At 38.0% G+C, this 25280-nt stretch carries 24 protein-coding genes; 13 read left to right on the forward strand and 11 right to left on the reverse strand.

Annotated features, from left to right (window positions below; all coding sequences use genetic code 11):
- Nucleotides 1-290: 290 nt before the first annotated feature.
- Both ACVIJU_RS08800 and ACVIJU_RS08805 read right to left on the reverse strand, forming a co-directional pair.
- Nucleotides 291-917 carry a LysE family translocator gene (locus ACVIJU_RS08800; protein ID WP_339195362.1) on the reverse strand — a complete coding sequence of 209 codons (627 nt, stop codon included), beginning with the start codon at nucleotides 915-917 and terminating at the stop codon, nucleotides 291-293.
- A gap of 309 nt (nucleotides 918-1226) precedes the next feature.
- Nucleotides 1227-2459, reverse strand: a complete 1233-nt coding sequence (locus tag ACVIJU_RS08805; protein WP_063389631.1) for an aminopeptidase — start codon at nucleotides 2457-2459, stop codon at nucleotides 1227-1229.
- Between the two features lie 147 nt (nucleotides 2460-2606).
- Here ACVIJU_RS08805 and ACVIJU_RS08810 point away from each other — a divergent pair, with 147 nt between their 5' ends.
- Together ACVIJU_RS08810 and ACVIJU_RS08815 are read left to right on the forward strand one after the other, a co-directional pair.
- Entirely contained in the window at nucleotides 2607-3575 is a 969-nt protein-coding gene (locus ACVIJU_RS08810) for an acyl-CoA dehydrogenase family protein (RefSeq protein ID WP_456687487.1), read from the forward strand.
- Nucleotides 3538-3774, forward strand: a complete 237-nt coding sequence (locus ACVIJU_RS08815) for an acyl-CoA dehydrogenase family protein (RefSeq protein ID WP_456687488.1) — start codon at nucleotides 3538-3540, stop codon at nucleotides 3772-3774. Before ACVIJU_RS08810 ends, ACVIJU_RS08815 begins: the two co-directional genes overlap by 38 nt.
- A gap of 231 nt (nucleotides 3775-4005) precedes the next feature.
- Here ACVIJU_RS08815 and ACVIJU_RS08820 read toward each other — a convergent pair whose 3' ends face one another.
- A complete protein-coding gene (locus ACVIJU_RS08820) occupies nucleotides 4006-5223 on the reverse strand; it encodes an MFS transporter (RefSeq protein ID WP_094245628.1) in 1218 nt (405 codons plus the stop codon).
- Between the two features lie 264 nt (nucleotides 5224-5487).
- A complete protein-coding gene (locus ACVIJU_RS08825; RefSeq protein WP_327848549.1) occupies nucleotides 5488-6525 on the reverse strand; it encodes a metal ABC transporter substrate-binding protein in 1038 nt (345 codons plus the stop codon).
- A gap of 224 nt (nucleotides 6526-6749) precedes the next feature.
- On the opposite strand from ACVIJU_RS08825, the gene ACVIJU_RS08830 reads away from it, so the two are divergent.
- From ACVIJU_RS08830 to ACVIJU_RS08850, 5 genes are all read left to right on the forward strand, one after another.
- Entirely contained in the window at nucleotides 6750-7523 is a 774-nt protein-coding gene (locus ACVIJU_RS08830) for a sulfite exporter TauE/SafE family protein (RefSeq protein WP_094245630.1), read from the forward strand.
- A gap of 101 nt (nucleotides 7524-7624) precedes the next feature.
- Nucleotides 7625-8446 carry a LysR family transcriptional regulator gene (locus ACVIJU_RS08835; protein WP_456687489.1) on the forward strand — a complete coding sequence of 274 codons (822 nt, stop codon included), beginning with the start codon at nucleotides 7625-7627 and terminating at the stop codon, nucleotides 8444-8446.
- Between the two features lie 40 nt (nucleotides 8447-8486).
- Nucleotides 8487-9212, forward strand: coding sequence for an NAD-dependent protein deacylase (locus ACVIJU_RS08840; RefSeq protein WP_066251276.1), 726 nt, complete (start codon nucleotides 8487-8489; stop codon nucleotides 9210-9212).
- An 8-nt stretch (nucleotides 9213-9220) separates the two neighbouring features.
- Nucleotides 9221-9682, forward strand: coding sequence for a DUF6884 domain-containing protein (locus ACVIJU_RS08845; protein ID WP_063389636.1), 462 nt, complete (start codon nucleotides 9221-9223; stop codon nucleotides 9680-9682).
- 27 nt (nucleotides 9683-9709) lie between these two features.
- Nucleotides 9710-10375: a potassium channel family protein gene (locus tag ACVIJU_RS08850; RefSeq protein ID WP_269467019.1), complete on the forward strand. Its 666-nt coding sequence runs from the start codon at nucleotides 9710-9712 to the stop codon at nucleotides 10373-10375.
- Between the two features lie 736 nt (nucleotides 10376-11111).
- Here the strand turns inward: ACVIJU_RS08850 and rnjA are convergent.
- Together rnjA and ACVIJU_RS08860 are read right to left on the reverse strand one after the other, a co-directional pair.
- Nucleotides 11112-12779 (reverse strand): ribonuclease J1, encoded by a 1668-nt coding sequence (rnjA, locus tag ACVIJU_RS08855; protein ID WP_063389638.1) that lies wholly within the window; start codon nucleotides 12777-12779, stop codon nucleotides 11112-11114.
- Nucleotides 12780-12785: 6 nt separating this feature from the next.
- Nucleotides 12786-12995, reverse strand: a complete 210-nt coding sequence (locus ACVIJU_RS08860) for a DNA-dependent RNA polymerase subunit epsilon (protein WP_063389639.1) — start codon at nucleotides 12993-12995, stop codon at nucleotides 12786-12788.
- 375 nt (nucleotides 12996-13370) lie between these two features.
- Between ACVIJU_RS08860 and ACVIJU_RS08865 the strand changes: the two genes are divergently transcribed.
- Nucleotides 13371-14141 carry a Cof-type HAD-IIB family hydrolase gene (locus tag ACVIJU_RS08865; protein ID WP_339229072.1) on the forward strand — a complete coding sequence of 257 codons (771 nt, stop codon included), beginning with the start codon at nucleotides 13371-13373 and terminating at the stop codon, nucleotides 14139-14141.
- A gap of 178 nt (nucleotides 14142-14319) precedes the next feature.
- On the opposite strand, the gene def is transcribed toward ACVIJU_RS08865, so the two are convergent.
- Together def and ACVIJU_RS08875 are read right to left on the reverse strand one after the other, a co-directional pair.
- Nucleotides 14320-14874: a peptide deformylase gene (gene def, locus ACVIJU_RS08870; RefSeq protein ID WP_063389641.1), complete on the reverse strand. Its 555-nt coding sequence runs from the start codon at nucleotides 14872-14874 to the stop codon at nucleotides 14320-14322.
- A 98-nt stretch (nucleotides 14875-14972) separates the two neighbouring features.
- Entirely contained in the window at nucleotides 14973-15107 is a 135-nt protein-coding gene (locus ACVIJU_RS08875) for a YjcZ family sporulation protein (RefSeq protein ID WP_130157987.1), read from the reverse strand.
- 518 nt (nucleotides 15108-15625) lie between these two features.
- On the opposite strand from ACVIJU_RS08875, the gene pdhA reads away from it, so the two are divergent.
- The 4 genes from pdhA (at nucleotide 15626) to lpdA (ending at nucleotide 20519) form a co-directional block, all read left to right on the forward strand.
- On the forward strand, nucleotides 15626-16747 hold the full coding sequence (gene pdhA, locus ACVIJU_RS08880; RefSeq protein ID WP_063389642.1) for a pyruvate dehydrogenase (acetyl-transferring) E1 component subunit alpha: 1122 nt from the start codon (nucleotides 15626-15628) through the stop codon (nucleotides 16745-16747).
- Between the two features lie 2 nt (nucleotides 16748-16749).
- Nucleotides 16750-17727, forward strand: a complete 978-nt coding sequence (locus ACVIJU_RS08885) for an alpha-ketoacid dehydrogenase subunit beta (RefSeq protein WP_063389643.1) — start codon at nucleotides 16750-16752, stop codon at nucleotides 17725-17727.
- 74 nt (nucleotides 17728-17801) lie between these two features.
- Complete coding sequence (locus ACVIJU_RS08890; RefSeq protein ID WP_063389644.1) at nucleotides 17802-19100, forward strand: dihydrolipoamide acetyltransferase family protein; 1299 nt, start codon at nucleotides 17802-17804, stop codon at nucleotides 19098-19100.
- 3 nt (nucleotides 19101-19103) lie between these two features.
- A complete protein-coding gene (gene lpdA, locus ACVIJU_RS08895) occupies nucleotides 19104-20519 on the forward strand; it encodes a dihydrolipoyl dehydrogenase (RefSeq protein ID WP_066251282.1) in 1416 nt (471 codons plus the stop codon).
- Nucleotides 20520-20822: 303 nt separating this feature from the next.
- On the opposite strand, the gene ACVIJU_RS08900 is transcribed toward lpdA, so the two are convergent.
- Nucleotides 20823-22043 carry an IS110 family RNA-guided transposase gene (locus ACVIJU_RS08900; RefSeq protein ID WP_063388609.1) on the reverse strand — a complete coding sequence of 407 codons (1221 nt, stop codon included), beginning with the start codon at nucleotides 22041-22043 and terminating at the stop codon, nucleotides 20823-20825.
- Between the two features lie 394 nt (nucleotides 22044-22437).
- Entirely contained in the window at nucleotides 22438-22812 is a 375-nt protein-coding gene (locus ACVIJU_RS08905; RefSeq protein ID WP_311067228.1) for a hypothetical protein, read from the reverse strand.
- 502 nt (nucleotides 22813-23314) lie between these two features.
- Between ACVIJU_RS08905 and ACVIJU_RS08910 the strand changes: the two genes are divergently transcribed.
- Nucleotides 23315-23446 carry a GapA-binding peptide SR1P gene (locus ACVIJU_RS08910; protein ID WP_082830423.1) on the forward strand — a complete coding sequence of 44 codons (132 nt, stop codon included), beginning with the start codon at nucleotides 23315-23317 and terminating at the stop codon, nucleotides 23444-23446.
- 735 nt (nucleotides 23447-24181) lie between these two features.
- Here the strand turns inward: ACVIJU_RS08910 and ACVIJU_RS08915 are convergent.
- Nucleotides 24182-25111 (reverse strand): DMT family transporter, encoded by a 930-nt coding sequence (locus ACVIJU_RS08915; protein ID WP_446650983.1) that lies wholly within the window; start codon nucleotides 25109-25111, stop codon nucleotides 24182-24184.
- Nucleotides 25112-25280: the final 169 nt, after the last annotated feature.

Here is a 25280-nt window from a genome sequence, read left to right on the forward strand (position 1 = left end):
CGATTTTGTTTTTGGGATAAGGATGATAGGAAGAATTCATTTATTTAGGAGGACAAATAGATTAATAAACGTAGAATTATAGCAGACAAAAGAAGCTGTAAAAAGAATGAGTTTGGACGGCTTTAAAACATGTTGAAAAAATTGATCTTACTGCCTTAAGTAAAAATATGTGCGGGAAAGTAATGATGTTGATTCGGACATTCATCTTCTAAATAAATGAAGTAGGGGGCAGAGTAAAAAAACTGGAGCGAAAAAAATTTCGCTCCTGACGTTCCCCCTCATTGTATCTACTAAATTTTTGTAAAAAGCAGCTTTCCGCCAAGAACTGCAAATAAAATAGATTTGCCGTAATGAATAGTAGAAACTGTTTTTTTAGATTGAAACAGAATTTTTATTTTGCCGGCTAATGCTGAAAATAAGGAAAACAATACCAATGCTTGTACAATGAAAATAAGACCTAGCACAAACATGTCGAGCTGAACATGGCCGCTGTTTGTTGATACAAACTGCGGCAAGAAAGCTAAAAAGAACAATGACACCTTCGGATTTAACAGGTTCATCAAGATGCCTCTTTTATATAAAGAAAAGAGGGAAAGACTTTTTACATTTGCTATTTTACCGGAAACTGCTGATTTCCCTTCCTTATAAGATTCCCATGCTAAATATAACAGATAGATCGCACCGACAGATTTAATAGCTGTAAAAATAACAGTAGATTGATAGAGTATGGCTGACAGTCCGAGTGATGCGATTAAAGTATGTCCGATAAGTCCGGTACAAAGTCCGAGAGAAGTGATGAACCCCGCTCGAAAGCCGTAAGACATGCTTTGTGCAATAACAAATAAATTATCGGGTCCTGGTGCAACGGTTAATAAAATAGAAGCTGCAAGAAAACTTAAAATGATGGACAATTCCATTTTTTACGTTCTCCTTTTCGCATAGTGGATCATTATAAAGTTTTTATATTTACAGAGGCTGTTTTTTTCTTTGAATAAGAATGAAAAGGGCAAAGTCAAATGACCGCCCATTAGCATGATAAAGTACGATTCGATTCAAAGAAGACAAATACTATGATGATGTTGATGCAGCAAATAAGCAAAACGAGAAATATAGAGCTTTTACTGACTTGCCTGAAACAAACGTCAAGGATGTACGGTACAGTTTCAGCTAAGTGTTGTGCAATATTTAAGCAAGGCTTTCATGAGAAACGATCAGCCGGCCCTTTTTTAAAACGCCCAATTTCCTTTTCGGAAGATTGGTTCACGTGTGCCGTCCGGAAGAATGCCGTCGATGTCCATTTCTGCACTTCCAATCATAAAATCAACATGTGTAATGCTCGTGTTGAGACCATGCTGTTTCAATTCATCCTCTGTCATCGTTTTTCCGCCTTCTAAGCAAAATGCATAGGCGCTGCCGATCGCTAAATGGTTTGAAGCATTTTCGTCAAACAACGTGTTATAAAATAAAAGATTTGACTTTGAGATCGGTGAGTTATGAGGTACTAAAGCAATTTCACCTAAATAATGAGAGCCTTCATCTGTTTCGACTAATTGCTTCAAAATTTCTTCGCCTTTTTCGGCTGTTACATTTGTAATGCGTCCTCGTTCAAATGTGATTACAAAATTTTCGATTAAATTTCCGCCGTAGCTTAACGGTTTAGTGCTAGTCACATAACCATTTACCCCATCTTTTTTCGGAGCTGTGAACACTTCTTCTGTAGGCATGTTTGCCATGAAAGAAACGCCTTTTTCATTAACGCTTCCTGCTCCCACCCATAGGTGCTTTTCAGGCAGCTCAATAGTTAAATCCGTTCCAGGAGCTTGATAATGGAGCTTTCTATATTTTTTCGCATTTAAATAATCGACTTTTTGATGAAGACTTTCATTATGTTTTTTCCATGCAGAAACCGGATCTTCCTCATTAATGCGTGTTGCTTGAAAAATAGCATTCCATAATTTTTCAACTCGAAGCGATTTTTCTTCATTTGGAAAAACTTTCTCCGCCCACTCTTCGCTTGCGGCAGCGATAACCGTCCAGCTGACTTTATCCGATTGTATGTATCTGCGAAACGTATTTAAAGCTGTTCCAGACGCTTTCTGGAAATTTGCGATTCTCTCAGGCTGAATGCCTTTTAATAAATCAGGGCTTTGGGACACAATAGAAATAAAAGCTGCATTTCTTTCTGCTAGGGCAGTTCTTTCGAGAGACTTCCATTCAGGATATTCTAAAAACACGTCATCAGGAGCCTTTTCATATTTTAATCTTGTTAAAACATCATCTTGCCAGTCGATATGAATATTCCTTGCACCAACCTCATAAGCTTTTTCCGCAATGAATCGGACGAGTTCTTTTGCATCTATGCTTGCAGAAATGAACAATTCTTGTCCTTTTTGAACATTGACTCCGACCTTTACGGCAAGTTCTGCATATTTTTCAAGCTGCTGTTTGAAAGTTGTCATCATCATTCTCCTTTATTTCCTACATATTTTTTTCTGTATTTTACCAAAAAAATTAAAATAAAACCAATTGGATTGCTTAACGAAAATGAATAATAGAGCTACAATAGAGATAGAAAAGAAAGAAAAAGAAACAGGTGTGTGAAGAATATGAATTTTTTAGATGAAATGGTTATTGTCAACAAATCGCATCGAGAATTAAGAGAAAAAGCCGAAAAACTTGCGGAGAAGTTCGCGGAGCGAGCCGCGAAAAATGATCAGGAATCTTCGTTTCCATTTGAAAACTTTTCAGATTTAAAAACGGAAGGATTTCTGAAATTAACTGTGCCAAAAAAATATGGAGGAAATGAAATTTCTTTATATGAATTTCTGCTTGTGCAAGAAAAAATTGCAGAAGGAGATGGCGCAACAGGTTTATCGTTAGGGTGGCATAATGGAATCGTAATGGATTTATCCGAATCAAAAAAATGGGATGAACGCACGTTTGAGCGCATTTGCGAAGAAATTGTCGCTGAAGGAAAATTAATCAATAGCTGTGCATCAGAACCGGCTGCCGGAAGTCCTGCAAGAGGCGGAAAACCAAAAACAACGGCAAGGAAAGAAGGAAGCAGCTGGATTATTAATGGCCATAAATCGTTCACATCACTGGCCCCGATTCTAGATTATTTTATTGTAACCGCAACAATTGAAGAAACAGGTGAGGTTGGCGAATATTTAGTCCCAAAAGGAGCAGAGGGGCTTTCCATAAAAGAAACATGGGATACAATCGGCATGCGCGCGACAAGAAGCGACGATTTATTACTGCACAACGTAAAGGTCGAAAAAGACGCTCTCGTTTCGATTAGACAAGCTACATTCAGTCCTTCCACTCCGAAAGGATGGCTTTTACATATTCCTGCCTGCTACCTCGGGATCGCTATCGCCGCAAGAAACTTTGCTGTCAAATATGCAAAAGAGTATCAACCTGCCAGTCTTTCTCATCCAATTTCAGAACTTTCGGAAGTGCGGCGAAAAACAGCTGAAATGGATCTGGAGCTTACAAGCGCACGGCATTTTATGTACAGTGTGGCGAAAAAATGGGATGAACAGCCGCATTTACACGAACAAATGGGGCGATGAGCTGGCTGCCGTAAAATATGTTGCCACAAACAGTGCGATCAAAGTCGTTGACCTAGCCATGCGAATTGCAGGCGGACAAAGCTTAAGAAAAGAATACCCATTGGAGCGCTACTATCGGGATGTCAGATGCGGTCTTCATAATCCTCCAGCAGATGATATAACGTTAAAAATTTTCGGTGACCGTGCTTTTCAAGAATAAAAGAACACAAAAGGCGTTTTCTCAGGCTGAAAAGTTGATGGACAGCCGAAAAACGCCTTTTATTATTTCTGTGTTCATTCGTTCCTTAGTACAAATAAAAGCTTTCATTTATTACATTTGAACAAAAAATTGTTCATTGGCTTTAACTTCATTCAATCTTTTTTTATTGTCAAAACAACTTTGTCTTTTGTTTCACATCAATTGAAAAGTAGCTGCTGTCTTGTAAAAATGTTAAGATGCCCATTCTTTCAGCTTTTGATCGGAAGGTAAAAGCATGGAGAGCATGCCGATAAATGGAAGAAAGCCGCACGCGATCATAACTGGCTTTAAGCCGAATAAGTCCGCGAGAGCACCGAGCACGACTGATCCTAAAGCGCCTAAACCGAAGGCAAGACCGACCATTAAGCCTGATGCAGTTCCGATTTTTCCAGGCATTAGCTCTTGTGCGTATACGACAACTACAGAAAAGCTTGACAAAATAATAAAACCGTTAATGAGCATTATTGGAATTGCCCAAAATTCATTCACATAAGGCAAAATGACCGCCAGCGGAGCTGATCCGAGCATTGAGAAAGCAATGATATTCCGTCTTCCGAAACGATCTGAAAGCGGCCCTCCTAAAAATGTTCCGATTGCACCTGCTGCTAAAAATATAAAAATATATAGCTGTGTTTTGCTGATGGAAAGTCCATGTTCATGAATTAAATAAAAAGGGTAAAAATTAGTGATTGCTGCATGATACCATGAACGAGCAAAAACTAAGAAGATGAGCAGCATAAGTCCAATTTTCACTTGCTTTTTTCGAGCGGCAGGAACTTGCACAACGGCTTTTTTTGCGCTTGTTTTTTTTCGGCTGTCGAGCTTTTCCTTATACCAATTTGCAATGTATAGAAGGACGATGACGGCCATGCCGGCAATTAAAGTAAACCAAATCGCGCCAAATTGTCCCATAGGGACGAAAATAAGAGCTGTCATAATGGGAGCAAGAGATTGTCCGGCATTACCTCCAACTTGAAAAATTGATTGGGCGAGCCCTTTTCGTTCTCCCGCTGCTAAATGCACCACTCTTGAACCTTCCGGATGAAAAACGGCTGAACCGATTCCGACGAAAAATACCGAAACTAAAACAATCCAATAATTAGGTGCAAAAGCAAGTCCCAGCATGCCGAAAAACGTACACGTAAGCCCGATGGGCAGCAAATAAGGCATCGGCTTTTTATCTGTATAAAACCCGACAGCAGGCTGAAGCAAAGATGCCGTTAGCTGAAGGCTGAATGTAATGAATCCAAGCTGCATATATGTAAGATTCATTGATTTTTCCAATATAGGGAAAACTGCTGGAATAACAGCTTGAATCGAATCGTTTAGAAGATGAACAAATCCGATAATAAATAATATTCTGTATAATGTAATTTGACCCATATTCTGTTTTTGAACAGCTGCTTCCATTTTGGTTTCTCCTCTCATATTTATTCGTATGTCTAAATATTTTACTTGATTTTACAAAAATATGAAATAAAAAAGTTTGTCAGTTTACAGTAGTTTTATTATGTAAACTCAGTTTATATAAAGGTCTGTCTAGAAAGTCAAATTTCCATTTGAAAACAAAAAACTCATAAACATAGATATAGCAACGTTTTCTAAAGCATTAAAGGGGCATCAATAAGTCAAAAAGACTCATTGGACAGCCCCCTAAAAGCGTGCAAATAGTATTTAATTTAAAGCTTCAGATAACGTTTCAAGATTGCGTTTCATAATGCTGAAGTAGTCTTCGTTATTGTTTAAATCTGTTTCCGAAACACTTTCTAAATTATGTAGCGTTAATGATTTGGCACCAATTTCTTGTTGGATGATTTTTGCTACTTTTTCAGATACATTTTGTTCAAAGATCACATGTTTTAAATGATGTTTTTTCGATAGTTCAATGATTTTGACAAGCTGCTTTTGACTAGGCTCATCTGTTGGAGATAATCCCGATATTGGAATTTGTTCAATATCGTAGCGGTCTTCCCAATAACCATAAGCAGCATGAGCCACAAGAATATATTTTGTTTTCGATTTTTTAATTGTTTCTTGAAATGATTGATCCAGTTCTTCAAGATCTTGTTTAAGTTGAGCGAAATTTTGTTCAAAATATTCTTTTTGATCAGGAGCCGCTTCCGTTAAAGCGTTCTTGATGTTTTCCGCAAGAGTAATGGCCCTATTTGGATCAAGCCATACATGAGGGTCAACATCTCCATGTGCATGATCGTGTTCCTCTTCGTTTTGGTTCCCATGTTCTTCTTCATGATCTGAATCTTCTTCATGATGTGAATGCTCTTCTTCTCCACTTTCATGGTCATGTTCATCTTCGGACGCACTTAATAATGGGATTCCTTCAGCTGCTTTTACAATTTTGACATTACCGTCTTTCAGCGTTTTTTCTGCCTTATCAGCAAATCCTTCTATACCAGCTCCAGTATAGATAAATAAATCCGCTTTCGCAATTGCTTCCAAAGTTTTTAATGTAGGTTCATACGTGTGGGCTTCTACATTCGGTGGGTAAACACTTTCGACGTGAACGTATTTACCGCCGATTTTTTTAGTGAAATCTGTCAGTGGATAGATTGTTGTATAAATTTCAATTTCTTTTTGATTGTTTTTGTCCTCATTATTATTGTTCGTTTCGGAAGCATTGTTGTTATTTTGGCCGCAGCCGATAGGAAAGATTGCAAGCATTGCCATTAAAAATGCAAAAAAGACTTTTTTCATCGATTTGAACTCCTTTCAAAATATATGTGTACCCCGCTGTATTAAATCGTAATGATTTCGATTTAATTATATATAACATTTTCTAAATGGGCAAGGCTAGAAGCACTAAAAACAAAAATATCACAAACTATAACATTTTGTTATACCCCATGTTGAATAAGCATTTCACACCAATCCTTCTCACTGGTACCCTTTAATTAGGATATTAACAGAGGTGAACTTGAATGGTGGAAATGGTTTTGCTGCTCGCTCTTGGACTTTTGTCAGGCGCTTATGGGGTAATGGTGGGAGCAGGGGGAGGATTTGTGTTTGTTCCTGCTCTCTTATTGCTGTTGAAATTGCCTCCTGAAATTGCAGCTGGTACGGGTCTTGTTGTGGTTTTTCTCAATTCTATATCAGGGTCGATGAATTATATACGGCAAAAGCGTGTTCATTTTTCTATCAGTTGGCCGATCATCTTCGGCTCCATCCCGGGAACGTTTATCGGCACTTGGCTGTTGGGAATTATTTCACCCGACTTTTTTTATTGGATATTTGCCGCTGCTTTATTCATGCTCGGGATGTTTTTGCTTTTAAAAAAAGCTCCGGAAGAGCCGGAACATAGTATGAAAGCAGGTTTTTTCAATGAGGGCAGAAACCGTTTAAAAGCTGTTTTTTTATTCATCATCGGACTTTTGTTGGGAACTTTATCGAATTTTTTTGGAATTGGCGGCGGATGGTTGCTCGTCCCCATTTTAATTTATTTATTGAAGATTCGTCCTCACGACGCAACTGCGATTTCTCTTTTTGCATTATCGATCTATTCACTTGTTGGTGCGCTGAATCAAATTGCATTAGGGAATGTTAATTGGACGGCCTGCTTGTGGGGCGGAATAGGAGTGATGATCGGCTCTCAACTGGGAGCTATCTTATCAACAAAAGTGCCTGGAAAATGGATTTTGCAAATGTTGTCTTTTTTGCTGATAGGTGTTAGCATGAAGTTGTTTTTAAGTGTTTAAATTGTAAGGAAGTGATTCCGAATTGGATTTGGAAAGTTTAAAAATGTTTTTGTCTTGTTGTTGAGGAAGGGAGCATCAGCCGTGCTGCAAAGCTTGTCTATGTGTCCCAGCCGGCTGTTACGAGAAAAATCCATCAACTAGAGGATTATTATGGAACCCCATTGTTTGACCGTTCGAACGGAAAAATGACTTTGACAAAAGCCGGCAAAATATTATATCCGATTGCCAAAAATATTGTGGAAGAAATTCAACAATCAAAAGAAGCAGTAAAGGAAATAACCGGACACAAAGATTTTACACTAAGTGTCGGAGCGACGTTGACAATTGGGGAATATCTTTTGCCTAGTCTGCTCGGAAAATTTAAAAAAGAAGTGCCAGATGTAAAGCTTTCATTAGCGATTTCTAATACTCCGGGCATTATTGATCGGCTTGTTGACCGCAAAATTGATATCGGATTTGTAGAAGGAGTTGTAGAAAACAGCATTTTTCATGTAAAAAAGCTTGTCGATGACGAGCTTATTTTAGTATGCGGAAGAGAGCATCCTTTGAAGGAGAAAAAACAAATTGACATTGAAGAGCTGGCAAAAGAAAAAATGATCTGGAGAGAAAAAAATTCAGGAACCCGTCTCATTATCGAAAATACTTTAAAAAAATATGGGGTGTTAGATAAAATAAATTATTATATGGAGCTAGGAAGCACGCAGGCTGTAAAAGCTGCTATAGAATCCGGGCTGGGAATCGGCTTTTTGCCGAGGATTACGGTGTCAAGAGAACTGAAATACGGCTACTTACATGAATTGAAAATAAAAGATGTGGAAATTAAACGGCATTTATCGATATTGTCTCGGACTGAACGGTTCCGCAAAGAAATTGTTGACGAATTTATTGATTTCATTTATAAAAAAATGGTAAGTTCAGGTTAAAATAATTGTTTTCACAATTAATAAAAAAGGATGAAAAAAGATGGCTTTGATATCCGAAATCGCTGATCTTTTGCAACAATCTGAACATGCTGTTGTATTTACTGGCGCAGGGATGTCCACTGCCAGCGGAATTCCGGATTATCGTTCAAAAACTGGTTTGTGGCGCAAAAAGGATCCGAGTAAATTGGCAAGCATTGAAGCGATGGAGACAAACCGTGATGAATTTATTCAATTTTATAAAGAACGCCTTCAATTATATAAAAGCAAATCTCCGAATGAAGGACACTACTTGCTGGCAAAATGGGAAAAGGAAGGGAAGATTCAATCGATTATTACTCAAAACATTGATGGGTTCCATCTCTTAGCAGGAAGCAAAAACGTAATTGAACTTCATGGAACACTTCAAACGTTTCACTGCCACAATTGCGGCCAACGCTTTCTAAATGATGTATACTTGAAAAATCAATATTATTGCGGCTGCGGGGGCTTTATTCGTCCTTCCATTACACTGTTCGGAGAGCTGCTTTCGGAAGATGCTTTTAGAGATGCGGAGCTTGAATGTGAAAAAGCAGACATTATGATCGTGCTTGGTTCATCTTTAACAGTTCGGCCAGCGAACGAAATACCGCTCTTGGCAAAAAGGATGGGAGCGGTATTAGTGATTGTCAACCAAGAACAAACAGACTTCGATGAATGGGCTGATTTTGTTTTTCATAACGATATTATACAATTTTTGAATGAATTGAATAATCGATTGAACAGGTGAAATGTTAAATGAGAAGGATTTGTGTCATACCTTGCGGAACAAAAAAAGTATGGGATAAAGAGCCCAGTGCAGGTGCTGTTTCCGCAGAAAAAGCGTATATAGGAGTTTTTCACCGCCTTTGCCAGGCGTATGCTAAAAAATTTTTCGATGAATGGGTGATTTTGTCTGCCAAGCATGGCTTTTTGCGGCCAAATGATTTTGTGCCTGGTCCTTACAATGTTTCCTTTAGCATGAAAAAGCATCCTGAATTAATGACAATCAACCAATTGAAGGAACAAGCGGTTGAAAAAAATTTGTTAGATGTAGATGATATTGTTCTTTTGGGAGGAAAGAAATTCCGTCCATATATAGAACAAGTGTTTACAAATAAGACAGCTTTTCATTATCCTCTTTCCGATTGCAAAGGAATAGGGTTTATGCAGCAAAAGTTGAAACAAGCGATTGATTTTGGCCAAGAAATACAAGAATAATGTCATTCAAGTTGTAATGGGGGAGTATTGATGAAAAAGGAGTTTGCCGTAATCGGGTTGGGGCGGTTCGGCGGAAGCATTTGCCGAACGTTATCGGAAGAAGGAGCAGAGGTGCTTGCCATTGATGTGGATGAGGATCGAGTAAACGAATTTGCCAATATTGTTTCACATGCTGTTGTAGCGGATACAACGGATGAAGCCGTATTAAAAAGCTTGGGAATCAGAAATTTTGATCATGTGATCGTAGCCATCGGCGACAATATTCAAGCGAGCATTTTGACAACCATTATGTTGAAAGAACTAGGAGTTAAGCATATAACGGTGAAAGCTCAAAACGACTATCATGAAAAGGTTTTGTCAAAAATAGGAGCAGATACAGTTGTTCACCCTGAACGGGATATGGGGCGGCGGCTTGCCCATAATCTTCTTTCGAACAATGTGTTGGACTATCTTGAGCTGTCGGAAGAGCACAGCATTGTTGAAATTGCTGCTAACCGCAACATTGCCGGCCATTCTCTCATCGAGCTCGATATTCGTGCGAAATACGGAATCAATATTGTTGCGATTAAACGAAATAACGAAATTATCGTATCGCCGCAAGCTACAGAAGTAATCAAGGCAGGAGATATTTTAATTGTCATCGGAGCTGACGTCGATATTGATCGGTTTGAAAAGAAAGTGCTAGGAGAATAATGAAAACTTCTATACATTCTTTCGGAGCTTTAAATGTTTCATCCGCATTTGGCAAAATCAAAATCTACTGAAGAACGAACTGAACTTATCCAGTCAAGTAAAAACAATCATTTGAAGCTTACATGGTAATTGAATGAGAAGCAGCTGTCTAGAATGCCTCAAGACAGTTCTTCTCATTCTTTTTTTGTTTGCCGGCTCAAAATCCTTCCTTATTGCAAGAATGTCGTTGTTTTTTCTGGCAATCGAATACATGTCTTCTTTAACTACAAATTGATTTCTTTATTATCTCCCTTTACTGCTGCCACTTGCAGCACCTGCTCCTGAAAAATTCTGATTATGACATTATCCAAGTCGAATTTTTTCATGAAATGTTTTTCAAATGATTGCGTATAAATTTATATGATGGCACAAACGTACATAAAATGTCTTTCTGCTCTTCTATTAAACACTTGTATATCGAAAAAATTAACCATAAAACTTTTCGGTATTTTTCATTTACATGTTTTGATCTCCGTCTTTCTTCTCTGCAAGCACTCACTTTTTCGTTTTTTTATAAGAACTTTTAGCTGACGGCTGCCCGCTTTAAAACCATCTACCTAAAAAAGCAAGAGCGGCCGGATGCTGTGTGTTATGAGCCGACAAAATAACAACTGGACATTTTTGCAAAATAAATCCCTCTTATGTTAAACAGTACGTTCCACTGTCAACACAAGAGGGATCGATCACAAGTTATTACTTAAATTTCCATTATAATTGGCAAGATCATCGGTCGGCGTTTCGTTTTTTCATATAAAAACGGAGCGAGTGTATCGGCGATTTCATTTTTGATTTCCGACCACTGCGTAGTTCTTCTTTCCAATACTTTATTTAAGTGCTTAGTAATCAGTTCTTGGGCATCTTTAATTAAATCTCCGGATTCTCTCATATAAACGAAGCCGCGCGATATAATGTCAGGTCCTGCAGCAATTTTGAACTCTTTCATATTGATGCTGACGACAACGATTACGAGTCCTTCTTCAGATAAAATTTTTCGGTCTCTTAACACAATGTTTCCAATGTCGCCAATTCCGCTTCCGTCAATATAAACGGATCCGGATGGAATTTTACCGGCAATGGATGCTTCGCGGTCGTTCATCGCCAGCACATCTCCGTTATCCATAATAAAACAGTTTTCCTTTGGAACTCCGCAATCGACAGCTAGTTTCATATGCATGATCTGCATTCTATATTCTCCATGAATCGGCATAAAATATTTTGGCTTCATTAGCCGCAGCATTAATTTTTGCTCTTCCTGTCCGCCGTGGCCAGATGTGTGGATGTCATTTAACGACCCGTGAATTACTTCCGCACCGGCGCGGAAAAGCAGATTGATCGTTCTTGAAACCGATAAAGTGTTCCCTGGGATGGGCGATGATGAGAAAACGACAGTATCGCCGGGAATAATTTGGATTTGCCGATGAGTTCCATTTGCAATTCGGGATAGAGCGGCCATTGGTTCGCCTTGGCTTCCTGTACATAAAATCACGACCCGATGAGCGGGCAGACGGTTTATTTCATTTGCATCAACAAACGTATCTTTCGGGCAGCGAATATACCCGAGTTCTTGACCAATTTGGATAGCTGCTTCCATACTTCTTCCAAAAACAGCTATTTTTCGATTGTTTTTAACAGCTGCTTCTGTTACTTGCTGAAGTCGATGAATATTGGATGCAAATGTTGCAAAAATGATGCGGCCGCTTACTTTTCGGAAAATGTCGTGAATGCTTTCGCCGACCCGTCTTTCAGACATTGTAAATTCAGGAATTTCGCTGTTTGTGCTGTCCGATAAAAGACAGAGCACACCTTCTTTGCCGATTTCCGCCATTTTAGTTAAATTTGCAGGTTCCCCGACTGGAGTAAAATCAAACTTAAAATCTCCTGTATGAACGATATTTCCTGCGGGAGTTTTGACAACAATTCCATATGAATCTGGAATGCTGTGAGTTGTACGGAAAAAAGTTACGGCAGTTTTTCTGAACCGAATCACATCATCCTCCTGGATGATGTTTAGTTTAGCTTGTCTTAAAAGTCCATGCTCTTCAAGCTTATTGCGAATCAGTCCGATCGCCAGTTTACCGCCGTAGATTGGTACATTAATTTCCCGTAGCAAATAAGGTATACCGCCTATATGATCTTCATGGCCATGTGTGATGAACAAGCCTTTAATTTTTTCTTGGTTTTTTACTAAGTACGTATAGTCCGGAATCACATAGTCAATCCCTAGAAGTTCGTCTTCTGGAAACTTAATTCCAGCATCAATTAAAATGATTTCATCTTGAAATTGCACACCGTACGTATTTTTTCCGATTTCGCCCAATCCGCCGAGGGCGAATGCTGCTACTTGGTCTCTTTTTACAAATTTCATATACTATCATTTCTCCAATACAGAAAAATTTTCGCTTTGTTTTTCAAATTCATAAAACGGACCGCTGATCGGTTGAATATATTCTATGTTTATGGAGCGGCCTTTTAATTTTTCACGAACTTCTCTTTCTGATTCCGCTTCAACGAAAAATGTTTTCGTTCTTTCCCGAACAGGCGGTTCATTCGGGTTTTCCTGATAAAAAACTTTAAACATCATTTGCGTAATCTCTCCTTACTTTCCATGTTAAACTAGCTTTTATTATTATAGTCGATTCTGATGGCAAATCCAACCTTCATTGAAAATAACGAAAACCGGGCTAAAGCCGCCCGGTTTCTTTAAGCAATCGATTTTCTGCGAAGCAATTGCTTCCACTGTTTTTTAATTTTTTTCTTTAAACGTTTTAACATATCAACTCCTCCTTCATTAAGATGTCAAAGTCGAGTCCGATTGTATTTACTTATATTATATGCTATTTTTTTATTTTTTTTATGGCTAAACGTGGAAAAGCTCTATTGACATAAAGCGTTTGCATACTATACCGTTTTGTTTAGTGTAAATAAGGTTTTCACGAAAGAGAAAAGGAGATTGAACATGGGGAAAAAATTTATTTTTTTTGATATAGACGGTACTTTATTGGATCATGATAAACGTTTGCCGGAATCTACTCTTGACGCGGTCACCCGTTTGAAAAAAGCCGGACATCACGTCGCCATCTCAACCGGCCGCGGCCCTTTTATGTTTAAAAAGCTAAGAGAAGAGCTCGAAATCCATTCTTATGTCAGCTATAACGGACAGTATGTTGTGCATGAAGGAGAAGTTATTTATGAAAATCCTTTGAAGGTCGATGCGTTGGAGCAATTAATCGAAGCGACTGAAAATACTGATTACCCGCTTGTATTTTTGAGTGAAGAAGATATGAAAGCAAATGTGGAAGATCATCCGTTTATTCATGAAAGTTTGAAATCTTTGCACCTCTCGCATCCTGAGTACAGACCTGATTATTTTCAAGAAAAACATATTTACCAAGCGCTTTTGTTTTGCAAAGAAGGAGAAGAAGAACAGTTCAATATTTCTGAAGAGATAAAATTTGTCCGCTGGCACCAGCTTTCAACTGATGTTGTTCCAAAAAAAGGATCGAAAGCAGAAGGGATCAAAAAGATAATGGATATGCTTGGCGTTAGCCGTCAAGATGTGGTTGCTTTTGGAGACGGTTTGAATGATATAGAAATGATCTCGTTTGCTGGAACAGGCGTTGCTATGGGTAATGCTGTTTCGCATGTGAAAAAAGTAGCTGATTTTGTTACAAAGCCTGTTGATGAAGATGGAATATTTTATGCTGCAAAGCAATTGCAGTTGATATAAATCCGAAGCTAAACTTAAAAAAAATGCCTTGCAAAGGCGATTTCAAATGGTAGTGTGCACAAAAAATTTCTCTTTATGAACAAAAAATCCCGAAAGAACTATTCGGGATTTTTTGCATGGATTTTCGTTTTGCTTCAAAATATTCCGCGGCTTGGATGCCGGGCGCTAACTTCTGGCTTCATCTGTCAATTGGAGTTGCATTTTCCGGTTCTTTAAAAGGATTCTCTTTATTGATCCGATCATAAAACATAATGCCGTTTAAATGATCTATTTCATGCTGAAACACAATAGCGACAAGACCTTTTAAACGAAGGTCGACTTCATTGCCTTCAAGGTCAACCCCTTTGACGCGGATGCGTGCATAACGCGGAACATATCCTGGAACCTCTCTGTCAACGGAAAGGCATCCTTCACCGCTTGTTAAATAACTTTGTTCCACTGAATGGCTTACAATTTTTGGATTGAACAGGCCGTACGAATATAATTTTCCTTTTTCATCCGTCACATGAACGGCAATCATTCGTTTTGATACATTAATTTGCGGGGCGGCAAGACCGATCCCAGGCCGCAATCCATATTTTTCTGCAATCTCTGGATCTTGACTGTTTTTTAAGTATTGAAGCATCTCCGCTAAAATTTTTTTCTCCTCTTCAGAAGCGGGCAATTCCACTTCCTTGGCAACTTGACGAAGAGTTGGATGTCCTTCCTTAATAATATCTTCCATTGTAATCATTGCTAATCACTCCTGAACCTATATCAACAAATTTCATTATACATAAATCTTTTAAAAGAAACAAAAAAAGAATTGCCCGAAAATCGGACAATCATCAATTAATAGTTTAAGCAGGCAGCGCCAACAATAATGAGCAAAATAAAAAGCACAGCGATCAATACAAATGTCCAGTTTGAAACTGGAAAATATCCGTATGATGGGTAATGATAAGACGGATTGTAATAATAATGCATCTCTTTCACCTCCACATAAGGACTCCATATCGCCTTATTTAGGTCAAATGTCTATATCATCGTATGATGAAGCAAAATAAAGGTATAGACGTTTGCCTAGAAGACTTCCTTATTTATATAAATTCTTCTGTAATTTATATAGAGAAGCAACACGCTCTCCAGATAAATGATTCGCTTCCGTCTGTATCTGTAATAGTGATACAGAATTATCTGTTGTATTAGTACAGATTTAAAAGTAAAAATATTTCCAATTATCTTGAAAGCGTTTTATATATTGTTTTAAAAATAAACAAATTAATTGACGCATGTGAAAAAAGGGTGTACACTATGAAGTGAAATCGATGTGTATTACTATTTTAAATAAAAAAATTAATACAGTTTGTAAAGCGATCTTGCAATGTACTTGACGATTTTGGCAATTAAAGATCCGCAATGTGTGTCTCCATGAACAATTTGGGGTAATCTAGTTTTATGGATGAATTTAAAGGCTGAGAAAATGAAACGAAGAGGTGTGTTGAATGGCAAAAAAGGCGAAAAATGTTGTCGTTGACAGCGAAAAGCAATTTGATGCGATTCGCAAGGAATTCCAAACGTTCCAAATTTTAAACGAAAAAGGCGAAGTCGTGAATGAAGATGCGATGCCTTCCCTTTCTGATGAAGAATTAAAGGAATTAATGAGACGAATGGTATTTACCAGAGTGTTGGATCAGCGTTCAATTTCTTTAAATCGTCAAGGTCGTTTAGGTTTTTACGCACCGACTGCCGGACAAGAAGCATCACAAATTGCTTCTCATTTTGCCTTGGAAAAAGAGGACTTCATTCTCCCGGGCTATCGTGATATACCGCAGTTAGTTTGGCATGGATTGCCTTTGTATCAAGCATTTTTATATTCCCGCGGGCATTTTCATGGAAACCAAATGCCTGAAGACGTAAACGCTTTTTCACCGCAAATTATTATCGGCGCCCAATATGTGCAAGCTGCAGGGGTAGCATTAGGCTTGAAAAAACGCGGCAAAAAAGCAGTTGCTGTTACGTATACAGGTGATGGAGGAACGTCTCAAGGCGACTTTTACGAAGGAATAAACTTTGCTGGGGCATTTAAAGCACCTGCTATTTTCATCGTTCAAAACAACCGGTTTGCAATTTCAACACCTGTAGAGGTGCAAACTTCAGCTGAAACACTTGCACAAAAAGCTGTTGCAGCTGGAATCCCTGGTATACAAGTAGATGGAATGGATCCGCTTGCTGTTTATGCAGCTGTGAAGGAAGCGCGTGAACGGGCAATAAACGGTGAAGGTCCGACATTAATTGAAACATTATGCTACCGCTACGGTCCGCATACAATGGCAGGAGACGATCCAACGAGATATCGGGCAAAAGAGCTTGATGACGAGTGGGAGGCAAAAGATCCGCTTGTTCGTTTCAGAAACTTCCTTCAAGCAAAAGGATTGTGGAGCGAGGAAGAAGAAAACGAAGTTATCGAAAAGGCGAAAGAAGATATAAAAGAAGCAATCAAAAAAGCGGATGAAACTCCAAAACAAAAAGTGACAGACTTAATCAACATTATGTTTGAAGAAGGAAGCTGGCCTTATAACCTAAAAGAACAATATGAAATTTATAAAGAGAAGGAGTCGAAGTGAGCATGGCGCAAATGACAATGATTCAAGCAATCACTGATGCGTTGCGTACGGAACTGAAAAACGACGAAAATGTGTTAGTATTTGGGGAAGATGTTGGTGTAAACGGCGGTGTGTTCCGTGCAACAGAAGGACTTCAAAAAGAATTCGGCCCAGACCGAGTTTTTGATACACCTCTGGCAGAATCAGGAATTGGCGGCTTGGCAATCGGTTTAAGCACACAAGGCTTTCGTCCGGTAGCTGAAATTCAATTCTTCGGTTTTGTTTATGAGGTTATGGATTCCATTTCTGGACAAATGGCGCGTTTGCGTTATCGCTCCGGGGGCCGCTGGCATGCTCCGATCACCATTCGTTCTCCTTTCGGCGGCGGCGTTCATACCCCTGAGCTTCATGGGGACAGCTTGGAAGGCTTGATGGCGCAGCAGCCTGGTTTAAAAGTCGTTATTCCTTCCACCCCTTATGATGCAAAAGGGTTGCTTATTTCAGCAATTCGGGATAATGATCCGGTCATTTTCTTGGAGCATATGAAGCTTTATCGTTCCTTCCGTGATGAAGTTCCGGAAGAAGAATATACAATTCCGATCGGCAAAGCGGATATAAAACGTGAAGGGAAAGATATTTCGATCATCACTTACGGGGCAATGGTGCATGAATCTTTAAAAGCTGCTGACGAACTTGAAAAAGAGGGCTTTTCAGCAGAAGTGATCGATTTACGTACAGTAAGTCCGCTGGATATAGAAACGATTATTGCTTCAGTAGAGAAAACAAACCGCGCGATTGTCGTGCAGGAAGCCCAAAAACAAGCAGGAATTGCTGCTAATGTTGTTGCAGAAATTAATGAAAGAGCGATTCTTAGCTTGGAAGCTCCTGTTTTCCGCGTAGCAGCTCCGGACACTGTCTATCCATTCTCACAAGCGGAAGATGTATGGCTTCCAAACTACAAAGATATCGTTGAAACGGCTAAAAAAGCATTGAATTTCTAATTGGCTAAAAAGAGGAGCATCATCTTTTCTTCTTTTCGGCCATCAACTGAAAATTATTTAGGAGGTTGAAATCTGTGGCTTTTGAATTTATAATGCCGGATATCGGTGAAGGCATTCATGAAGGTGAAATAGTAAAATGGTTTATCAAACCTGGTGATGAAATCAATGAAGATGATGTTCTTTGTGAAGTGCAAAATGACAAAGCAGTAGTTGAAATCCCTTCCCCTGTAAAAGGAAAAGTATTAGAATTAAAAGTGAATGAAGGGGAAGTTGCAACTGTCGGTCAAGTATTAGTCACAATTGATGCTCCAGGTTATGAAAATCAATCAAAAGGCGATGAAAGCGGTGAAGCAGCAAAAGAAGAAAAGCCTTCCACAGAAGAGCAAAAAGTGGAAAGCAACGCTTCACAGTCTGCTTCAGAAGACGTAGATGTTAACCGACGCGTTATTGCAATGCCATCCGTCCGAAAATATGCGCGTGAAAAAGGCGTTGATATTCGATTGGTACAAGGCTCAGGAAACGGCGGGCGCATATTGAAGGAAGATATTGATGCTTATCTGAAAGGTGGACAAGAAGAAGCAAAACCTGTTGAAAACGTGGAAAAAGAAGCTGCAACAGGCGTATCGGCAGGAGAAAAAGCAGCGCCGGCTCCGGTTGTCCTTGAAGGAGAATTCCCAGAAACCCGCGAGAAAATCAGCGGTATTCGAAAAGCAATTGCAAAAGCGATGGTTAAATCGAAGCAAACTGCGCCACATGTAACATTAATGGATGAAGTCGATGTAACAGAGCTTGTTGCACATCGGAAGAAATTTAAAGCTATTGCGGCAGAACAAGGCATTAAGCTTACATATTTGCCTTATGTTGTCAAAGCTTTAACATCGGCACTGAAAAAATATCCAGTATTAAACACGTCATTTGATGATGAAACAGAAGAAGTTATTCATAAGCACTATTACAATATCGGAATTGCAGCTGATACGGAAAAAGGACTTTTAGTTCCTGTTGTCAAACATGCAGATCGAAAATCGATTTTTGAAATCTCTGCAGAAATTAATGAATTGGCAACAAAAGCGCGTGAGGGCAAACTTACTCCAAATGAAATGAAAGGCGCATCATGCACGATAACCAATATCGGTTCCGCTGGCGGCCAATGGTTTACTCCTGTCATTAATCATCCAGAAGTAGCCATTCTAGGTCTCGGACGTATTTCTGAAAAACCGGTTGTGAAAAACGGAGAAATCGTTGCAGCCCCTGTTTTAGCGCTGTCTTTAAGCTTTGACCATCGAATGATCGACGGTGCAACTGCACAAAATGCGCTTAACCATATTAAGCGTTTATTGCATGATCCCCAATTATTACTAATGGAGGCGTAATAAATGGTAGTAGGAGATTTCCCGATTGAAACTGACACTCTCGTCATAGGAGCTGGTCCCGGCGGCTATGTGGCTGCAATAAGAGCTGCGCAATTAGGGCAAAAAGTTACGATCGTTGAAAAAGGATCTCTTGGCGGCGTCTGCCTCAATGTTGGATGTATTCCTTCTAAAGCATTAATTAGTGCAGGACACCGTTATGTAGAGGCTAAAGAATCAGAAGATATAGGAATAAAAGCTGAAAATGTAACACTAGACTTTTCTAAAGTGCAAGCTTGGAAAGAAAGTGTAGTCAAAAAACTTACAGGTGGTGTTGAAGGCCTTTTAAAAGGAAATAAAGTTGAAATTGTAAAAGGCGAAGCATATTTTGTTGATCGCAACACCGTCAGAATCATAAACGAGAATTCAGCTCAAACGTATAAATTTAAAAATGCAATCATTGCAACTGGCTCCCGTCCAATTGAAATTCCAAGCATTAAATTTTCTGAGCGAGTCATTGACTCAACAGGAGCGTTGTCCCTGCAAGAAGTTCCGAAAAAAATGGTTATCATTGGCGGGGGAGTCATTGGCATAGAGCTTGGAACTGCTTATGCGAATTTCGGCACTGAAATTGTGATTATTGAAGGAGACAAAGAAATTCTTCCAGGATTTGAAAAACAAATGACAGCTCTTGTAAAAAGAGCGTTGAAGAAAAAAGGTAATGTCGAAATTCATACTAGCGCACTTGCAAAAGGTGTTGAAGAAACAAAAGACGGAGTAAAAGTGACATTTGAAGCAAAAGGAAAAGAGCAAGTAGTGGAAGCGGACTATTGTTTAGTTACAGTAGGACGCAAACCAAACACTGATGAACTTGGTCTCGAACAAGTCGGAGTAGAAATCGATGAAAAAGGCTACATTAAAATTGACAAACAATGCCGGACAAATATTTCAAATATTTATGCTATCGGCGACATCGTTCCAGGACCTTCACTTGCTCATAAAGCTTCATATGAAGGGAAAATTGCTGCAGAAGCGATTTCTGGAAAACCTTCTGAAATCGATTATAACGGAATTCCTGTCATTGTCTTCTCAGAACCTGAGTTGGCTTCTGTCGGATATACGGAACAACAGGCTAAAGACGAAGGAATTGACATTGTGGCAGCTAAGTTTCCATTTGCAGCAAACGGCCGCGCATTGTCATTAAATGCAACCGATGGATTTGTAAAATTGATTACACGAAAAGAAGACGGCCTTGTTATTGGGGCTCAAATCGCAGGTGTCAGCGCATCAGATATGATTGCTGAACTTGGACTTGCGATCGAAGCAGGCATGACGGCAGAAGATATTGCCTTGACGATTCATGGCCACCCGACATTAGGTGAAATTGCAATGGAAGCTGCCGAACTTGCACTTGGAACACCGATTCATATTATAAATAAGTAATGCAGCCCAAAGGGGGCAGTCTAATAAGTCGTTTTTTCGGCTTATTGACTGCCCCTTTTAATGTTATAGAAACGTTGATATATCGGTGTTTATGATTATTTGTTTTCAATGGGGATTTGACTTTTTGGACAACCCCTTTCTTACCTCTAGTCAAGTATTTTTTATTAAATAATTTGGTTAATATAGATTTTATTTTGGAAGGAAGGGGGACCCCTTCCTTCCAAAATAAATTTTCGCATGACAAATAGACCTCACGATTTCCATTTTTTTCGTCAGGTCTTTGTGATATAATCTTACTTACGATTACTGATGCATTGTTGCCTTTTCGTAATCGTATTTCAGATTATGTGTGATAAGGTGATAAGCCGATTTCAAGAACTTATTCACGCATGCTATGGACGCAACTTTATGAGGTTTCCTCTGGGGTTGCGTTTTTAATTTATCATAATAATCTACAATATGATTTTGTGTGTTTTTCCGTAGTTGGATCATGGTCTGGATCATGTAAAATAGAATCTTTCTAAGTTTGTTATTTCCTCTTTTATTAATCTTGTCTTTATAAAAGGTATTCCCAGATTGATATCTCATAATATCAATACCGACGTAAGCATTCAGTTGTTTATGGTTTTTGAATCGTCGAATATCTCCTAATTCTCCAATTAAACGAACTGCAGTCGTTTCTCCGATTCCTGGAAATGAAATTAAAATCTGATACTCTTGTTTATCTTTCGATAATTTAACCATCTTTTGGACAAGTTGATCTCTTTTCTCCTTCAAGTCTGCAATCCGTTTGGCATAATCCCGCACTTGTTCACAGCGAATATCATCTTTTGAAATTGCTGGATACGCTTCTTTTGCTGCTTCGATTAAAGCGATCCCTTTTTCTTCAGCACGTGCCAATGATAAGTTTTTTCTTGTGTTGGCTTTTAAACGATTACGAATCACTGTTTTTGAACAAACTAACACATGATCCGGATGAGGGTATAATTGAACGACATTCAAAAATAAAGCAGAACGTTTACTGAATAGCTTTTCTAACTCGGGAAAACTCAATTGTAGAATCGCATGTAAACGACTATATAAATGCGTCATTTCACTACTTAATTCATCATAATATCTCGTCATTGCACGCATTTGTTTATAATATTCCCCTTCTTGATAAGTTTGTTCACGTTCAACTCTAAAGTGAGTTTTCGCAAGTTCATGAGCGTCGCTTTTATCTGTTTTTTGTCTCCTCATTGAAGCCATTTGAATATTCGCTTCGAGTGGGTTAACTCGATAATACATATAACCTTGATCACCTAAGAATCGTTCTAGTGGTTTTGAATATACGCCTGTTGCTTCAAAGACAATATCAGGTGCCTGTGCATCTTTTTGTGTTAAAGATATAAGGGTTTCGTTTAATTTCTCGAAAGAGTAGCGGTTATGGGTTATTTCACCCTCATATTCGCATTGACGATAACGGTCATAAATGACCATTGTACTTTTCCCCATACTGACATCAAATGCCACTACGTGTTTCATATTTTCTGCCTCTCCTTTTTAGCCAAACATAGAAGTTCTTCACATTGCCTTATTGATTCCATTTTCTTATACACGGTCTCTTCGGACCCAACATACTAAACTGATTCAAATAAGGATGTGAAGTTGGTCTGTTTTTAATACGGACTCTATTTGGTCCCAGGGGATGTTCGACCTTCCTTCACTTCTACTATAAAAAAATAGTAGCACAAACCTTGGCCTAGGTCTGTACTACTAATGTTAGTATGTTTTTATGATGAAAAATAAATGATGGAACAATTCTCTCACTGTTGTGAAAGTTTTTTCACAAAAATATGTTGTGCAGAGATTTTGAGCACAAATCCTATTTAACTAAAGAATCTTCTCAGCGCTTAATTACCTCAAACCGACATTCTCATTATTCGGAAAGCACTTCTGAGACCGGCTCTACAATTTCATCTTTTGTTGAAACTGATCCTTTAATATGCAAAATGATGCCGTCATGATCCATCACGATAATGGAAGGATATGTTTTAATATTAAACCGCTTAGATTCAGGATTATCAGCTTGGTAGATCATCATATTGTCCATTTCCTCTGGAAATTGTTTTTTTAAATCTAATAAAGCATCGTAGTAAATTGATTCTTTTTCCATCATTTTTTGGTCGGTAAAAAAAAGAATTTGTTTTTTGTCGGAGCTTGAAATCGAGTGATTGTCTTTCGGATCAGCAATACAAGATGACAATAGAAGCAGTACGGCAACGGTATAGGTATATGCAATAAATTTCACCATTGTCCTACCTCTTTCGTTTAAAGAAAACTGGTAAAATGTGTTCATTTTTTCTTAACGCCATTTTAACATATTTAATTCCGTCACTTTTGAATGTTATGCAAATGTTACAAAAATAAAATATTATTTAAACAAATTAAAAAATTTCAAATCGTGTACGAGAAGTATGATATCTAGAGCGAATGTTTGAGTTGTTGGGTTGTAGACTTTAGATGCACGTAATGGATCATACTCAGCAATCATGTAATGCTAATGATCATAACAGATAAAGGTCATTTGAAAGCTACTTTGAACCAAAAAAATGTCCCCATCCCCATATAAAATGTACAAAACTTTAATTGTAGCGGATAAAATCAATTTACATATTTTTTAATGCATAAAAAAATAAATGTGTTATACAATTTTCTGCTTGACGAATATAATGTGACATATTAATATATAACTATCAGGTCATTTTGTCTCCACTTTATTCTTTATGACGCTATATGGAAAAGGGGAATACAGGATGGGAACAATTGTCTGTCAAGACTGCAATTCAACAATTCATTTCTTTGATGATGAAAAAGTTACGGTATTGTATGGTAAATGCAACAATTGCTGTACAGAAAAGAATCGTAAAAAAAGCAATCATCAATAACATATTGAATAACACGTGTAACAAAGGGGTTTAAGATAAATGGGCTGTCTTTAAGGCAGCTTTTTTTTATGTAAAGCAAATGCTGGTGATCTTAATGAAATGGATGCTTGCAGGATTGTGATTGAGAGCTAAGACAGAAAAACATCGTTTGAATTCATTTTTTATCAATTCACCTTTGTCTTTTTCAGTAAGTACGGTCATTGCGGTTTTTAAGTGTTAAAACGACAGCGATGCGGTTTGTAAAGATTGATGAAACATATACCAAATGTCACTTGTGCATAAAAGGTTGGATGAAAAATTTATTGGAGTTACGACAAATTTCGCAGCCAATATTGGAACTGGCAGCAATTCGATATAGCGAAGTTTGTTATCGATGTCTTTTCAATAAAAGTATAAAAAGTGGTGTCTATTCCATTCATTAGGCGGTAAAATGTAGCTAAAGGACTTTTGTGAAAGGAGCTTTACAATGGAGGTAATGGCAGCAAGCGTCTTTTCGGCAATTATTATATTTATTACTGTCTTTTCTATGATAAGGGTATTCATCATCGCTTTTAAGAGGAAAGAAATATCGCTTCGGAAGTTCATCATCTTCACCATATCTTCAATTGTTACAGGTTTAATTATTGCTTCCGTTTTACCGTTTGTTTATCAAAAAATATTTCATTACATCTATAAACTGTTTTTTTAATGAAAGACCTTCCCCACGAAGCAGGAAGGCCGTCGTCCATATTTTAGTTATGTATTAGCACTTTTTACAGAAGCATTCGCAGTCAATTCCTTATTAGAAAGTCCTTTATTTTTCAAAAACATACTGACTCCAATTAAAGATAGCGCTCCGCCAATCATTTGGGAAATAGATGTAGCTTCTCCTAAAAATAAGTATGCTAATATAATTGCCCCTATTGGTTCACCTAAAATACTCATTGAAATTGTCGTAGCATCCAAATATTTTAAAAGCCAATTAAATAATGCGTGACCAAAAATATTGGGGACTAGTGCTAGAAGTACAAATATGCCCCAATCATGAACTGAATAATGAATCAGCGGGATCTCGTAACTAAGATTGTAAATCAATAATACAAATCCACCTATAAAGAACACACAAAAACTATATATTGATGTTGGAATTTTTTTGCATAATACTTGTCCAAAAAGCATATGAATGGCTACTGCTAACGTTCCTGCTAATGAAAGGAAATCTCCATATAATGCTTTTGTAGAAAGATTAATATCTCCCCATGCAATAATGATTGAACCGCTAACAGCTATAAAAATACTCACAATCCCAATAAGGTTTGTTCTCTCTTTAAAAATAAAATAAGCTCCTATCATAACAAATACAGGCTCTAATGTAGTTATAATCATTGAACTTGCTACTGTTGTATATCTAAGGGAATCCATCCAAAATAAGAAATGAAAACCTAGGAAGATTCCAGATAAAAGTAGTTGAATCCAATCCTTCCATTGAATGTTAATAGCTCCTGTTTTGATTTTCTTCCAAGGGAGAAACGGCAGCATAACGATCACCGTAAAAAGCAGTCTATACATTCCTAATATAGATGCAGGCGCATCAGACCATTTAACAAAAATAGAAGAAAATGAAATAGAAATAACACCAATTAGTAAAATAAAAATAGGCGGAACGGGAAATTGATATTCTTTCATTGTTGTCGCTCCTTTTAAAAGAATTGAATATTATTATAAATTAAATACGGTAATGGTTTTAGCCATTACCGCAGCAAAATTATTTTATGATCGATCTTCAGCAAAATTTGGTTTCATCCGTTTTTCGACTTGTCCTCGAATGTATGGATTTATAAAGCTTCTTCAGCGA

It is taken from the genome of Aeribacillus sp. SP014, assembly GCF_054055575.1.

Bases quoted from the DNA above. Each gene is read 5' to 3' on its own strand.
- ACVIJU_RS08800 (WP_339195362.1), bottom strand. From the start codon at position 917: ATGGAATTGTCCATCATTTTAAGTTTTCTTGCAGCTTCTATTTTATTA.
- ACVIJU_RS08805 (WP_063389631.1), bottom strand. From the start codon at position 2,459: ATGACAACTTTCAAACAGCAGCTTGAAAAATATGCAGAACTTGCCGTA.
- ACVIJU_RS08810 (WP_456687487.1), top strand. From the start codon at position 2,607: ATGAATTTTTTAGATGAAATGGTTATTGTCAACAAATCGCATCGAGAA.
- ACVIJU_RS08815 (WP_456687488.1), top strand. From the start codon at position 3,538: ATGAACAGCCGCATTTACACGAACAAATGGGGCGATGAGCTGGCTGCC.
- ACVIJU_RS08820 (WP_094245628.1), bottom strand. From the start codon at position 5,223: ATGGAAGCAGCTGTTCAAAAACAGAATATGGGTCAAATTACATTATAC.
- ACVIJU_RS08825 (WP_327848549.1), bottom strand. From the start codon at position 6,525: ATGAAAAAAGTCTTTTTTGCATTTTTAATGGCAATGCTTGCAATCTTT.
- ACVIJU_RS08830 (WP_094245630.1), top strand. From the start codon at position 6,750: ATGGTGGAAATGGTTTTGCTGCTCGCTCTTGGACTTTTGTCAGGCGCT.
- ACVIJU_RS08840 (WP_066251276.1), top strand. From the start codon at position 8,487: ATGGCTTTGATATCCGAAATCGCTGATCTTTTGCAACAATCTGAACAT.
- ACVIJU_RS08845 (WP_063389636.1), top strand. From the start codon at position 9,221: ATGAGAAGGATTTGTGTCATACCTTGCGGAACAAAAAAAGTATGGGAT.
- rnjA (WP_063389638.1), bottom strand. From the start codon at position 12,779: ATGAAATTTGTAAAAAGAGACCAAGTAGCAGCATTCGCCCTCGGCGGA.
- ACVIJU_RS08860 (WP_063389639.1), bottom strand. From the start codon at position 12,995: ATGATGTTTAAAGTTTTTTATCAGGAAAACCCGAATGAACCGCCTGTT.
- ACVIJU_RS08865 (WP_339229072.1), top strand. From the start codon at position 13,371: ATGGGGAAAAAATTTATTTTTTTTGATATAGACGGTACTTTATTGGAT.
- def (WP_063389641.1), bottom strand. From the start codon at position 14,874: ATGATTACAATGGAAGATATTATTAAGGAAGGACATCCAACTCTTCGT.
- ACVIJU_RS08875 (WP_130157987.1), bottom strand. From the start codon at position 15,107: ATGCATTATTATTACAATCCGTCTTATCATTACCCATCATACGGATAT.
- pdhA (WP_063389642.1), top strand. From the start codon at position 15,626: ATGGCAAAAAAGGCGAAAAATGTTGTCGTTGACAGCGAAAAGCAATTT.
- ACVIJU_RS08885 (WP_063389643.1), top strand. From the start codon at position 16,750: ATGGCGCAAATGACAATGATTCAAGCAATCACTGATGCGTTGCGTACG.
- lpdA (WP_066251282.1), top strand. From the start codon at position 19,104: ATGGTAGTAGGAGATTTCCCGATTGAAACTGACACTCTCGTCATAGGA.
- ACVIJU_RS08900 (WP_063388609.1), bottom strand. From the start codon at position 22,043: ATGAAACACGTAGTGGCATTTGATGTCAGTATGGGGAAAAGTACAATG.
- ACVIJU_RS08905 (WP_311067228.1), bottom strand. From the start codon at position 22,812: ATGGTGAAATTTATTGCATATACCTATACCGTTGCCGTACTGCTTCTA.
- ACVIJU_RS08910 (WP_082830423.1), top strand. From the start codon at position 23,315: ATGGGAACAATTGTCTGTCAAGACTGCAATTCAACAATTCATTTCTTT.
- ACVIJU_RS08915 (WP_446650983.1), bottom strand. From the start codon at position 25,111: ATGAAAGAATATCAATTTCCCGTTCCGCCTATTTTTATTTTACTAATT.